Here is a 12910-nt window from a genome sequence, read left to right on the forward strand (position 1 = left end):
GGATAGTCAGCCCGTCCGGCGTTTGAGGACGAGCGCGTTCAGCGCGAACGGGGGTTCGGGGGCGGAGCCCCCGAGGATGGGAACGGGTAAGGGCGGCGGGGGCGAGAACCCTCCTAGCTCAGCCCGAACCTCGTCAACACCGCCGCATGGTCCGAAGGCCACGCATTGCCGGCCACCTCGGGCCACACCCGCACCGCGCCACTCACGACCACACGCGAATCCAGCACCCTCAACGCCCTCCCCCGATACAGCACGAAGTCGATCCGGTCCTGCGGCTCCGGCCGCCCACTCCCGTCCTCGTGCTCGGCATGAATCGGCGACCACGTGTGACCGGGGGAACAAACCGCGTCCGGGTGGACCTCCCGGTACGAGTCGCGCAGACCCGCCTCCTCCGTCGCCTTCGTCACCGGCCACTCCATCCCCGGCCAGTCCAGATGCGAGGGTGTGTTGAAGTCCCCGACGAGCACTACAGGTGTGGAGTCGGCGACCCGACGCAGGATCTCCCGCATCTGTTCCAGCCGCACGCCCTCATGGGCGATCAGCTCAGCCTCCGGAAGCCCGTCGAAGTGGGCCTCGTACGGCCCGTACGGCGCGCAGTCGAGATGAGTGCTCCAGACATCCACCTCCAGCCCCGTCTCCAGCCTGATCCGCACTCCGATTCCCCCGTAGAAGCCGACGTCCGGGTCACCGAGCCGGGCAGTGATCGGGTAGCGGCTGATGACGCCGAGGTTCGGACCCGCCTGATGGTGGTGCCAGCCGAGCGCCTCGGCGAGTTCCGCCGCCGAGTTCCCGTACGTCTCCTGGAGGCCGACCACGTCGGCGCCCGTCTCAGCGATCACCTTGAGCTGCTTCTCCCGGTGGTCGTCGACCTTCGTGCCGCCGCACCAGAGGTTCCAGCTCATCACCCGGAGTTCACGGGTGACCATGGCGCCCAGCTGCGCCACTGTCACCCCGGCCAGGCTCGGCAGTACCGTCCGGCCGGGCACCGCCTCGATCGGCGCGAGCGACGGCACGGCGAGCACGGCGCAGCCCGCCGCCTCGGCCGAGGTGACACCGGTCTCGGTGTCCTCGACGGCCACGCAGGCGGCCGGGTCGACACCCAGGGCCCGGCAGGCGGCGAGGTACGGATCGGGGGCGGGCTTGGTGTGCTCGGTGTCGTCGGCGGTGACCGAGACCGCGAAGCGGGTGGCGCCGAGTGCCTCCAGCACCGTGTCGGCGACGGCCCGGGGCGAGGCGGTCACCAGGGCCGTGGGGACACCGGCCAGGGCGAGCGCGTCAAGCAGGTCGAGCGCGCCGGGGCGGGGCACGATGCCGGTGCGGACGCGGGCCGCGAACTCCCGGTGCAGTTCGGCGGCGTACTGCCCGGACTCCCTGCCCGTGGCGGCGGCCAGCCAGTCGGCCGTGTGCTCGACTGGCCGGCCGAGCACCTCCGGCTGGTCCGCCTCGGTCAGCGTCCTCCCGGCGATCTGCTCGACCGCCTCCCACCACAGCCGCTCGGTGTCGACGAGCGTGCCGTCCATGTCGAACAGGACGGCCTGGAGCGGGGGTTGGGGCAGGTGGGGGGTGTCGGGAGTACGGGGGATGTGGGGGGTCACGTTTCTCTCTCTGACGGATCTCTCTCCGACGGACTCACTCGACTCACGGACGGTTCGCGCGCTCGGCCACCAGCACCGGCCGCTCCGGCAGCGAGACGTGTACGGCGGCTCCGGCGCCCAGCGTGGCGGCCTCGTGCGCGGGCAGGTCGGCCTTCACCTCCGTGCCGTCCACGAGCCGTACGGTGATCCGGGTGACCGCGCCGAGGAACGCCGTGGCCACGACGCGTGCGTCGCCCGCCGGATCGGCCTCCACCCGTACCGCCTCGGGCCGGACCAGCACATCGACCTCCACGGCGTCCGGCGCCTCGCCGTCGACCGGGAGCCGTTGCCCGAGCACCTCGACCTCTCCCCCAGCCGGCCGCCCCGGAATCCGGCTCATCGTGCCGACGAACTCGGCGACGAAGGCCGTGGCGGGTCGGCCGTACAACTCGGCGGGAGCGGCGCACTGTTCGAGTCGCCCGCCACGCATCACGGCGACCCGGTCGGCCATGGACAGGGCCTCCTCCTGATCGTGCGTCACGAACAGGGTGGTGATGCCGAGTTCCTGTTGCAGACGGCGTATCTCCTCGCGCAGGCTCAGGCGCACCTTGGCGTCGAGCGCCGACAGCGGCTCGTCGAGGAGGAGTACGCGTGGCCGCAGGGCGAGTGCGCGGGCCAGTGCGACGCGCTGCTGCTGGCCGCCGGAGAGCTGGTGCGGGAACCGTTCGCCCTTGTCGGCGAGGCCCACGAGATCGAGCAACTCGGCGGCGCGGGCCCGCCGTTCGGACGTACGCACCTTGCGCATCCGCAGCCCGAAGGCCACGTTGTCGAGGGCGCTGAGGTGCGGGAAGAGGCTGTACGACTGGAAGACCATGCCGGCGTCCCGGCGGTGGGCCGGGACCTGGGTGACATCCTCCCCGTCGACCAACACCTCGCCGGAGTCGGGGTGTTCGAACCCGGCGAGCATGCGCAGCGCGGTGGTCTTGCCGCAGCCGGACGGGCCGAGCAGCGCGAGCAGCTCCCCCGGCCGGACGTCCAGGTCGAGTCCGTCGAGGGCGACGGTCGGCCCGAACTCCCGGCGCAGGCCCCGGAATTCGACGGTGGCGGCCTTGTCGAGCGTCATGTGGTTCATCCCTTGGCGGCGGCGGTTCGGGAACGCCCGCCGAGCCCGGCGAGCGCGAGGAGGAGGGCCCAGGTGACGAGCAGGCTGAGCACGGAGACGGCGACGGACAGCTGGGCCTGCGAGCCGCCGACGCTGTAGATCCACACGGCGAACGGCTGGAAGCCGAGGAGTTGGGCCACCGTGAACTCGCCCAGGACCAGGGCCAGTGTGAGGAAGGAGGCGTTGAGCAGCGCCCCGCGCAGGTTGGGCAGCACGGCCGTCACCAGTGCCTGCACCGGGCTCGCACCGCAGCTGCGGGCGGCCTCGACCAGGGTACGGACGTCGATCGCGCGCAGCCCGGCGTCCAGCGAGCGATGGACGAAGGGCAGCGCCATCACGACGTACGCGAGGACGAGGACGACCGGGAAGTCGGGGTTCTGGATGGCGACGAAGGTCTGGAACAGGGGCGTACGGGAGAGGTGTTCGGGTCCCCACTTCAAGACTGTCGAGATCCCTGCCACGAACGCGATCGGCGGGACCACCAGCGGCAGTGAGCAGATCACCTCGACGACCGGTCGCAGCCGGGGCGCGCCGAGCCGCAGGGCGACCATCGCGGGCACCATCAGCAGCAGGACCACGGCGATGGTGGCGGCGGCCAGTTCGAGGGAGAGCAGCAGGCCGGTCAGGAAGCCGTCGGCGCCGACGATCTCGCCGTACGCGTCGAAAGTGATGCCCTCGCCCGGTACGTCGACCGTGAAGAGCACGGACGCGGCGAGGGGGACCAGGAAGTACAGCGCGGCGCCGCCGAGGACGAGCCAGCGCCACGCGTTCAGGCGAGCCATCGCGCGCTCCTCCGTTGCAGGGGCAGGTACACGGCCATCACCAGGCCCGCGATCAGGACCATGTCGAGGCTGAGGGCGAGCGCCACGTTCTCCTGGCCGACCAGCACGTTGCCGGAGATGGCGTCGGCGATCTGGAGGGTGACCAGCGGGACCGAACTGCCCACCATGGCCGCGGCGGTGGCGTACGCGGCGAAGGCGCTGCCGAAGAGCAGCACGAAGCCGCCGAGCAGCGAGGGCAGCAGCACGGGCAGGGCGACGTGCTGCCAGTACTGGACGTTGGTGGCCCCGTTGTTCTGCGCGGCCTCGCGCCACTGGGAGCGGAGTCCGTCGAGCGCGGGCGTGATCGTGAGGACCATCAGCGGGATGAGGAAGTAGAGGTAGACGATCACCAGTCCCCAGAAGCTGTAGAGGCTCCAGCCCTTGTCCGTCAGCCCCAAGTGCCGGGTCAGCACACCGGAGTTGCCGAGCGTGGCGACGAACGCGAAGGCCAGCGGCACCCCGCCGAAGTTGGCAAGGACCCCGGACGCGGTGAGCACTGCCTCGCGCAGCGCCCGGAACCGCGAGGTCACCACGGCCTGGGCGAGCAGCAGTCCGAGGACGGTCGCGAGGAGCGCCGACACGGCGGACAGCTTCACGCTGCCGAGCAGCGCGGTGAGATAGGCGCCCTGGAGGGAGTCGGTCAGATTGGCCGTGGTGTACGAAGTGGCGCCGGTGGCCTGGTTCCTGACCGTGAAGGCGCCGTTCAGCATGGCCAGGGCGGGCACCCCGAAGGCGACCGCGACGAAGACGAGCAGCGGGAGTACGGCGAGCCAGCCGGGGGCGCGGCGCCGCCGCTTCAGGGAAGCGGCGGGCGCCACGTCGACCCGCGTGAGGGTGGCGGTCATCCGGAGACGGCCTTGCCCCAGCCCTCGGCCAGCACGGTCTTGGCCTTGGCCTGCTGGTCCTCGGTCGGGAAGGCGGGCGTGCCGGAGACCTCGGGGAGCGCGGCGGCGGCGGTCTTGTCGATCGTGCCGGCCTTCTCCATGGCGGTCATCAGGACCGGGCGGGCGAAGCCCTTGAGCCACAGGTTCTGGCCCTCGGCGCTGTAGAGGTACTCCTGCCACAGACGGGCGGCCGCCGGATGCGGGGCGTCCTTGTTGATGGCCTGGGAGTAGTACTGGGAGAACTTGCCGTCCTCCGGGACCGAGACCTGCCAGTCGAGGCCCTTGGACTTGAACTCCTCGGCGTACCCGGCGTTGAGGTAGTCCCAGTCGATACTGATCGGCGTCTCGCCCTTCTCGACGGTGGCCGGGGTCGACTCGACGGGTGTGTAGTTGCCGTTCTTCTTCAGCTTGGCGAAGAAGTCGAGGCCGGGCTGGATGTCGTCGAAGGAGCCGCCACTGGCGAGTGCCGCCGCGTACACCCCGCCGAACGCCGAACCGGACTTGGTGGGGTTGCCGTTGAGGGCGACCTGGCCCTTGTACTGCGGCTTGAGCAGATCGGCGAAGGTGGTGGGACAGGTCTTCACACGCTTGGCGTCGCAGCCGATGGAGATGTAGCCGCCGTAGTCGTTGAACCACTGCCCTTCCGGGTCCTTCTGCCCCTCGGGAATGTCGGCGAAGGAGGCGACCTTGTACGGCGCGAGCAGCCCCTGCTGGGCGGCGCTCAGCGCGAACGAGCTGCCGAGGTCGAGAACGTCGGGAGCCCGGTCCTGCCCCTTGCGCGAGGTGACGGCGTTGATCTCGTCCTGACTCGACCCGTCGGGGCTCTCGACCTCGATCTTGATGCCGTACTTCTTCTGGAAACCGTCGATCAGGGCGCCGTAGTTGGCCCAGTCGCGGGGCAGGGCGATCGCATGCAGCGTGCCCTCCTTCTTGGCGGCGGTGACCAGTTGGGCCATGCCGCCGAAGTCGGCCGCGGAGGTCGCGGTGGCGGCACTCCTGCCGTCCGCGGTGGTCGACGTGTCGTCGGGGGCCGCGCCGCAGGCGCTCAGGGCGAGCGCGGCGACGACGGCGAGGGCGCCGCCGCGGACGGCTGTTCTCGGCAGGGACACGATCACGGTCTCTCCAGGGGTGCGCACGAGGGGTGAGGTAGTGCGGAGAACTTGTCTGAACAAGTTGGCCTCAGTACGCCCTTCGCTGGTATCGCGCTCGTAAACTCTGGCGAAACGCTGACCGCTGATTCCCTGCACAATCCAGGCACGCCTGGACGACTCCCGGATGTCGATTAGGCTGCTCACGCTGTGCACAGCGAGAAACCCAGAGGGGAAGCATGACGGCGCGACACGAGGAGATCGCCGATGAACTGCGCCGGGCGATCGACCGCGAGCAGTACACGGTCGGCAGCCGTCTGCCCCCGGAGACGGAACTCGCCGCGCACTACGGCGTGGCCCGCGGCACGATCCGCCAGGCGGTCGCGGCCCTGACGTCCGAGGGGCTGATCGGCTCCCGTCAGGGCGCCCGCCGGGTGGTCCTGGCCAGCCGCCGCAGCCAGACCTTCGAGGAACTGCGCAGCTTCGCCCAGTGGGCCCGCGCGATGGGCCGCGAGGCGACGGGCCGGGTGGTGCACCAGGAGTACCGCCCGGCGACGACGGAGGACGCGATCCGCCTCCAACTCCGCGAGAAGACGCCGGTGTTGCACGTCCTGCGCGTACGTGGCCTGGACGGCGAACCGGTCCTCCTCGAACGCACGGTGTACGCCGACTGGATCGCCCCGTCCGTGGAAACCGTCGAACCGGACTGCCCCTCGGTCACCCAACGCCTCTTCGAGGACACGGGTTTGGTCTTTGCATACGGCGAACACGTCATCGACGCGGTGGCGGCCGGCGCCCAGGACGCCGAACTCCTCGACATCCGCCGCACGAGCCCCCTCCTACGGGTCCGCCGAGTAACCACAACCAGAGAAGGCCGCCCGGTGGAATGGTCCGACGACCGCTACAGAGGCGACGCGGTGAGCTTCAGCGTCCACAACTCGATCGGGAACAACGCCCTGGCGAGAAAGACTGCAGACAAGGGCAACTCCTAAGAGGCGCTGCGGAGTTGCCGGTAAGGGGCGCGGGGAACTGCGCGACAAGCCACAACGAACCCGCACCCGCCGACGAACCCCAGAATCCCCCTACGTAGGCGACCCCGAAGAAAACCGCCGCAACAAAGGCGACAGCACCAACACGGACTTCGTCCGCTCCACAAACGGCTCCCCCGCAATACGCTCCAGCACCCGCTCGAAGTGCCGCATGTCCGAGGCAAAAACCTGCACCACCGCATCCGCCTCCCCGGTAACGGTAGACGCGGCCACGACCTCCTGATACCGCTCAAGCCCCCGCTGAATCGTCTCCGGCGACGTGTTCCGCCGACAGAAGATCTCGACGAACCCCTCCGTCTTCCACCCCAGCGCCGCCGGATCCACCCGCACGGTGAACCCGGTGATCGCCCCGCTCTCCCGCAGCCGGTCCACGCGCCGTTTCACGGCGGGCGCCGACAGACCGACCAGTTGCCCGATGTCCGCGTAGGAGCGGCGGGCGTCCTCGGCGAGGGCGTGCACGATGCGTTCGTCGAGATCGTTCAGCACAGCGGGTTCATCACTCTTCAGATGGTGCGGGCACTTCGAATCGGGGGCGGCGGTAGCCGTAAAGGAAGTAGAACACGAGCCCGGCCTGGAGCCACTCGGTCGAGTGAAGACACCGAGAGCGGCGAACCCCCTGCCGACGGCCGCGCGTGTTGGCGTACGGATACGGCCGGACGGCCTCGGCCGGGGAGGAGCAGGATTTTGCCGCGGCAGACACCCGAGTCGTTGTTCATGGGCAGAGCGGAAGAACTGGGGAAGCTGGGAAACCGGCTGGACGCGGCGGCCGGAGGCGAGCCCCAGGTCGTCCTCGTCGACGGTCCCGCCGGGATCGGCAAGACCTCACTGGCACGGCGCTTCCTGTCCGGTGCCGCCGACTGCCGGGTCGTGAAGGCCGGCGGCGACGAACTCGAGACGGAACTCGCGTACGGACTCGTCGCACAGCTGGTGCCGCAGCTGCCCGCCGCGGCCGAGGCGTTGCGGGAACCGGCCCTCGGCAGACCCCACAGCCCCGCCGCACAGGACCCGATCGCAGTCGGCGCCCTGTTGCTCGACGCCCTGGGGCAACTCCAGGGACGAGCGCCGGTCGTCCTGCTGATCGACGACGTCCACTGGGCGGACACACCCTCGCTGCACGCACTCACCTTCGTGCTGCGGCGGCTGCGCAAGGACCGGGTGCTGGCGCTGCTGGTGACGCGTGACGTGAACGATCCCCGGCTCCCGCAGGGGCTGCACCGCATCCTGCACGACGAGGCCACGCTCCAGCTGACGCTGGAGGGCCTCGGCCTCTCGGACATCGTCGCGCTCCATGCGGCCCTGGGCTCGTCGGCCCTGCCCCGTCGGGCGGTGGCCCGGCTGCGGGAGCACACACACGGCAACCCGTTGCACACGAAGGCGCTCCTGCAGCAGTTTCCCGCGGACGTCCTCGACGGCAACGCCGTCCTGCCCGCCCCTCGCAGATACGAGCGGCTGGTCACGGCCCAGCTGGCGCGGTGCAGCGCTCCGGCGCGCGACCTGGTCGAGGCCGCCAGTGTCCTCGGCATGTCCAGTCCCCTGCACCAGGCCGCCGAGGTGGGCGCCGTGCCGGACTCGCTGGGCGCGCTGGCGGAGGCGATGAGACACGAACTGCTGGAGGAGGCTCCCGCCGGTGCCATGCTCAGGGTCGCCTTCCCGCATCCGTTGTTGCGGGCGGCCGTGTACCGGGGGCTGGATCCCGCCGAGCGCTCCCGCCTGCACCAGCTGGCGGCGGCCCGCTCGGACGACCAGTACGCCGCGCTCCAGCACCGGGTGCACGCCGCCGTCGCACCGGACGGGGACCTCGCCGGGGAACTCGTGCGTCTCGCGGCACGGCAGGCGGAGACAGGGGCCTGGGCGGCGGCCGCGTCCGCGTCGACGACCGCGGCCCGGCTGTCCACGCGTTCCGGCCTGCGCGAGCGCTGTCTGATCCAGGCCGTCGAGTACCGGCTGCTCGCCGGTGATGTCAGTCAGGCCGCCGAACTCGAGCCGGTGATCCATGACTTGCCGCCCGACGCCGAACAGCAGTACGTCCTGGGCCATCTCGCCCTCACCACGGGGCGGCTGGACGAAGCACGCCGAAGGCTCGCCGCCTGCTGGGAGAGCGGCGACGCGACCGCGGGAGCCGAGACCCTGCGCAAGGCCGCCGAGCAGATGGCCTGGCTGTGCCTGATCCAGGGTGACGCGCAGAGCATCGTCGGCTGGGCGCGTCGCGGGCTCGATCTCCCCCCGGCGAAGCGGTCGTCCTTCCTGCGCGACTCCCTCGCCATCGGGCTGGCGATCTCCGGCGACTACGACGAAGGCATGCGGTCCCTCGACCGTCTCCCGCTCTCGGGGCCCCGCACCACCCCGGAGCAACTGGACGGTCTGCTCGCGCGGGGCATGCTCCAGCTGTGGAACGGACAGCTGTGCGAAGCCCGCCGGGATCTGGAGGACACGTTCTCCTCGCACCGGCGCGGCGGGCTGCCGTACGCGGCTCTCGTGGCACTGGGCTTCCTCACCGACGCCGAATACCGGGCCGGACTGTGGGACGAGGCCGTCGCGCACGGCACTCAGGCCGTCTCGCTCGCCGAGGACACCGACCAGATATCCATCCTGGCGGTCGTCCACGCCTGTACGGCGTTCCCCCTGGCCGGCCGGGGCGACTTCGAGGCCGCCGAAACCCACGCCAGGACAGCGATACGGCACGCCCAGGTACTCGGTGACGTCAATGACGCCGCCTTCGCCGCGACGGCACTCGCCCTGGTGCACAGCGGCCGCGGGGACGACGAGCGCGCGGTCGCCGAGCTGACGCCGTTCCTGAGCCCGGACATCGTTCACCGCAGCGGCCTCGACGAGGTCGGGATCGTCGCCTGGCGACCCGTCCTGGCCGAATCCCTGACCCGCCTGGGGCGCACGGACGAGGCTCTCGACGTACTCGTCCCGTACGAGACCCGTGCGGCCGAGCGGCACCGTTGGCTGGAACAGGCGTCAGCCGCACGTTGCCGGGGCCTGCTGGAGGAGGCGTCCGGCGACCAGGAGGCGGCCGACCGGGCGTTCCGGGCGGGGCTGCGCCACTGCGCACGGGAAGAGCAGGGCGAGCGGGGACAACAGTGCTGGGAGGAAGCGCTGCTTCACCTCTCCTACGGCACGTTCCTGCGCCGCGTCGGCCGGCGCAGGAAGGCGGTGGCCGAACTGCAGGCCGCGCACCGGACCTTCCTCCGTCTGCGGGCCGCACCGTATCTCGAACGGTGCGCCCGTGAGCTGGCGGGCTGCGGCCGTCCGACGGCCCGCCCCGGCGCCCGTCATGCCGGGCTCACCGCGCAGGAGCTGACCGTCGCCAGGCTCGCCATGCGGGGTCTGTCGAACCGTGGCATCGCGCAAGAACTGGTCCTCAGCGTCAAGACGATCGAGTACCACCTCGCCAACGCCTACGCGAAACTCGGCATCACCTCACGGACGGGGCTGTTCGGCAAGCTGGGCGACGAGACCTGACACCGGGTCCCGCCGCACACCCCAGGGCTGAACCCCCGGGTTTTCACCGGGGTGCCCGCAGCCGTTCCTCCGTAGCGTGCAGAGCAGACGAAAACCGCGCCGAACAGGGCGGTTCCGATCTGTAGGGGGGATCGTGCGACTTTCTGTGCCGGTCTCGGCATCCAGGCTCTTCGGCGCCTTGATGCTGGGCCTGACCCTTGTGGCGACCAGTGGTTGCTCCTCACCGGAGAACACCGCGGACACCACCCTGGAAACCATCCTGGAAACCACGCAAGCCGCCGAGCTGCTCATGGAGTGGTCCGTCCCCGACAGCGTGGTGGGCGTCTGGTGCGGCGGTGCGAACGACACCCCGGACGGCCACTGGACGTACGTCTTCACCTCGGAGGGCGCGGTCGAGGCGAGGAACACGACCAGCGGCTTCTCCGGACACGTCGTCACCCAGGGAGACGTCATGACCTTCCATGTGGACGGGAGCGACCCCTGGCAGTCGTCATGGGCCGTGGGCTACGAGGAGGCACTCGGCGTCAGCCTTCTCTACCTCGACGGGTACAGCTACTACCCCGGATCCTGCGACTCCTAGACCGACGGTGCCAGAACACCGCCGCGAACGGCCTCTGTTGTCCGACGGGGGTGGACAACAGAGGCCGTGGGCGAGGGAGTCGGCTCAGCTCCAGCTGGCGTGGAGCGGCTTGCCCTCTGCGTAGCCGGCCGCGCTCTGGATGCCGACGATGGCCTTCTGGGCGAACTCCTCAAGGGAGTTGGCGCCGGCGTAGGTGCAGGAGGAGCGGACGCCCGCGATGATCGAGTCGATCAGGTCCTCGACGCCCGGGCGGGCCGGGTCGAGGAACATCCGGGACGTCGAGATGCCCTCCTCGAACAGCGCCTTGCGGGCCCGGTCGTACGACGACTCCTCCGACGTACGGTTGCGCACCGCACGCGCCGACGCCATGCCGAACGACTCCTTGTAGAGGTGCCCGGCGGCGTCCTGCTGGAGGTCGCCCGGGGACTCGTACGTCCCCGCGAACCAGGAGCCGACCATGACGTTGGACGCACCGGCGGCCAGCGCCATCGCGACGTCACGGGGGTGGCGTACACCGCCGTCGGCCCAGACGTGCTTGCCGTACTTCTTCGCCTCGGCCGCGCACTCCAGGACCGCCGAGAACTGCGGGCGGCCCACGCCCGTCATCATGCGGGTGGTGCACATGGCGCCCGGTCCGACGCCGACCTTGATGATGTCGGCGCCCGCCTCGATCAGGTCCTTGACGCCCTCGGCGGCGACGATGTTGCCGGCCGCGATCGGGACGTGCGGGTCGAGGTCGCGGACCAGCTTGATGGCGCTGAGCATCGACTCCTGGTGGCCGTGCGCGGTGTCGATGACGAGCGTGTCGACGCCCGCGTCGAGCAGTTGCTGCGCCTTTCCGGCCACATCGCCGTTGATGCCGACGGCGGCGGCGATCCGCAGCCTGCCGTTCGCATCCGTGGTCGGTGTGTAGAGGGTGGCACGCAGAGCGCCCTTGCGGGTGAGGATGCCGGCGAGCTTGCCGTCGGCGTCGACCGCAGGCGCGTACCGGCGGTTGGCGGCGTCGAGGCGGTTGAAGGCCTCGCGCGGGTCGATGCCGGCGTCGAGGAGGAGCAGGTCCTTCGACATGACCTCGGAGAGCTGGGTGAAGCGGTCGACACCGGACAGGTCGGTGTCGGTGACCACACCGACCGGCCGCTGCTCGGCGTCGACGACCACACCCGCGTTGTGCGCCCGCTTGGGCAGCAGGGCGAGGGCGTCGGCGACGGTCTGGTGGGGGGCCAGCACGATCGGCGTGTCCAGCACGAGGTGGCGGCTCTTCACCCAGGAGATGACGTCGGTGACGACCTCGATCGGGATGTCCTGCGGGATGACGACGAGCCCGCCGCGCCGTGCGACCGTCTCGGCCATCCGGCGCCCCGCGATGGCGGTCATGTTGGCGACGACCAGCGGGATCGTCGTACCCGAACCGTCCGGGGAGCTGAGGTCCACGCCCTGCCGGGAGCCGACGGAGGAGCGGCTCGGGACCATGAACACGTCGTCGTACGTCAGGTCGTAGGGGGGCTGGATGTCGTTGAGGAAACGCACGTGCTGCACATCCCGGTCGATCAGAGGTGGCCCCCGGACAGGACAGCCAGGGGGAAGAGCACGTACCTCATTGTCCCATGCCGGTGACCTGAAACCGCCTGGTCGGATCGTCCAGACGGCTCGTGGGACCGCTCGTGCCATCCTCCGACGGCCTGTGCCACAGGTGGGTTCACGCGAGCACCATCACCACCGCCAGCCCCGTCTCCGTCTCCCGCCAGGTCGCGGCGGCGTCGGCGAAGATCTCCTGGAGCGTCGTCCACTCCTCGGGCCGGGCCGCCGCGTACGCCTGCCAGTTCCGGACGAGGACGAGCCGGCCGCGGGTCGCGGGCCACCACTCCAGGTCGCCGAGGCAGTCCGCGAGGGCGTCCCAGTTCGCGCCGAACCAGTCCGGGAACCGCAGCGCGGTGGCGCAGGCCGTCATCAGCCCGGCCTTGTCCGTGACGTCGGCGAGGTCGAGATCGGCGGTCTCCCAGCCGGCCTCGCGGGCGGCTTCGAGCGCGCTCTCGGCCGGCAGGGCGGCGGGCCAGGACAGGACACCGGCGGGCGCGCTGCCCGCGAGCACCGGAACCAGCGGGTGGTCGGTCATCTCAGTACCGCCATGACGGGTCGCGAAGGATCGGAGTGATCATCGCTGTAGTAGATCGCACGCCCCGCCACATGACAACGACAAGCCGGGCGGCAGCCTCCCAACAGGACACCTTGATCGGCTGGTCGTTCAATGAAGTGACCAGCCTGTCTCCGGCGGGAGCCGCGCATG

The 12910-nt window shown here is 70.5% G+C and carries 11 protein-coding genes; 3 read left to right on the forward strand and 8 right to left on the reverse strand.

From position 1 onward, the window contains the following. Positions 1 to 113: 113 nt before the first annotated feature. The 5 genes from ACWCRB_RS29045 to ACWCRB_RS29065 all read right to left on the reverse strand — a co-directional run bounded on the left by ACWCRB_RS29045 (position 114) and on the right by ACWCRB_RS29065 (position 5556). The gene (locus ACWCRB_RS29045) at positions 114 to 1556 is read right to left on the reverse strand and encodes an HAD-IA family hydrolase (RefSeq protein ID WP_450998886.1); all 1443 of its coding nucleotides are present in this window, start codon (positions 1554 to 1556) and stop codon (positions 114 to 116) included. Between the two features lie 82 nt (positions 1557 to 1638). Next, positions 1639 to 2697 (reverse strand): ABC transporter ATP-binding protein, encoded by a 1059-nt coding sequence (locus ACWCRB_RS29050; protein ID WP_450998858.1) that lies wholly within the window; start codon positions 2695 to 2697, stop codon positions 1639 to 1641. Between the two features lie 5 nt (positions 2698 to 2702). Next, a complete protein-coding gene (locus ACWCRB_RS29055; protein ID WP_450998859.1) occupies positions 2703 to 3518 on the reverse strand; it encodes an ABC transporter permease in 816 nt (271 codons plus the stop codon). Continuing rightward, positions 3506 to 4402, reverse strand: a complete 897-nt coding sequence (locus ACWCRB_RS29060; RefSeq protein ID WP_450998860.1) for an ABC transporter permease — start codon at positions 4400 to 4402, stop codon at positions 3506 to 3508. Before ACWCRB_RS29060 ends, ACWCRB_RS29055 begins: the two co-directional genes overlap by 13 nt. Continuing rightward, a complete protein-coding gene (locus ACWCRB_RS29065) occupies positions 4399 to 5556 on the reverse strand; it encodes an ABC transporter substrate-binding protein (protein ID WP_450998887.1) in 1158 nt (385 codons plus the stop codon). The genes ACWCRB_RS29060 and ACWCRB_RS29065 overlap by 4 nt, the downstream gene beginning before the upstream one ends. Positions 5557 to 5768: 212 nt before the next feature. Here ACWCRB_RS29065 and ACWCRB_RS29070 point away from each other — a divergent pair, with 212 nt between their 5' ends. Next, complete coding sequence (locus ACWCRB_RS29070; RefSeq protein ID WP_450998861.1) at positions 5769 to 6521, forward strand: GntR family transcriptional regulator; 753 nt, start codon at positions 5769 to 5771, stop codon at positions 6519 to 6521. Positions 6522 to 6611: 90 nt separating this feature from the next. On the opposite strand, the gene ACWCRB_RS29075 is transcribed toward ACWCRB_RS29070, so the two are convergent. Further along, positions 6612 to 7064, reverse strand: a complete 453-nt coding sequence (locus ACWCRB_RS29075; RefSeq protein WP_369032054.1) for an Lrp/AsnC family transcriptional regulator — start codon at positions 7062 to 7064, stop codon at positions 6612 to 6614. A gap of 198 nt (positions 7065 to 7262) precedes the next feature. Here ACWCRB_RS29075 and ACWCRB_RS29080 point away from each other — a divergent pair, with 198 nt between their 5' ends. Further along, positions 7263 to 10046, forward strand: a complete 2784-nt coding sequence (locus ACWCRB_RS29080) for an AAA family ATPase (RefSeq protein ID WP_450998862.1) — start codon at positions 7263 to 7265, stop codon at positions 10044 to 10046. Between the two features lie 133 nt (positions 10047 to 10179). Continuing rightward, entirely contained in the window at positions 10180 to 10626 is a 447-nt protein-coding gene (locus tag ACWCRB_RS29085; protein WP_450998863.1) for a hypothetical protein, read from the forward strand. Between the two features lie 84 nt (positions 10627 to 10710). Here the strand turns inward: ACWCRB_RS29085 and ACWCRB_RS29090 are convergent, their stop codons facing one another. Both ACWCRB_RS29090 and ACWCRB_RS29095 read right to left on the reverse strand, forming a co-directional pair. Then, complete coding sequence (locus tag ACWCRB_RS29090) at positions 10711 to 12153, reverse strand: GuaB1 family IMP dehydrogenase-related protein (RefSeq protein ID WP_450998888.1); 1443 nt, start codon at positions 12151 to 12153, stop codon at positions 10711 to 10713. A gap of 169 nt (positions 12154 to 12322) precedes the next feature. Continuing rightward, entirely contained in the window at positions 12323 to 12739 is a 417-nt protein-coding gene (locus ACWCRB_RS29095) for a barstar family protein (protein ID WP_450998864.1), read from the reverse strand. Positions 12740 to 12910 lie beyond the last annotated feature (171 nt).

Source organism: Streptomyces sp. NPDC002156 (assembly GCF_053593675.1).

Excerpts from the sequence above, each read along its gene's own strand:
- ACWCRB_RS29050 (WP_450998858.1), bottom strand. The coding sequence starts at position 2,697 with ATGACGCTCGACAAGGCCGCCACCGTCGAATTCCGGGGCCTGCGCCGG.
- ACWCRB_RS29055 (WP_450998859.1), bottom strand. The coding sequence starts at position 3,518 with ATGGCTCGCCTGAACGCGTGGCGCTGGCTCGTCCTCGGCGGCGCCGCG.
- ACWCRB_RS29060 (WP_450998860.1), bottom strand. The coding sequence starts at position 4,402 with ATGACCGCCACCCTCACGCGGGTCGACGTGGCGCCCGCCGCTTCCCTG.
- ACWCRB_RS29070 (WP_450998861.1), top strand. The coding sequence starts at position 5,769 with ATGACGGCGCGACACGAGGAGATCGCCGATGAACTGCGCCGGGCGATC.
- ACWCRB_RS29095 (WP_450998864.1), bottom strand. The coding sequence starts at position 12,739 with ATGACCGACCACCCGCTGGTTCCGGTGCTCGCGGGCAGCGCGCCCGCC.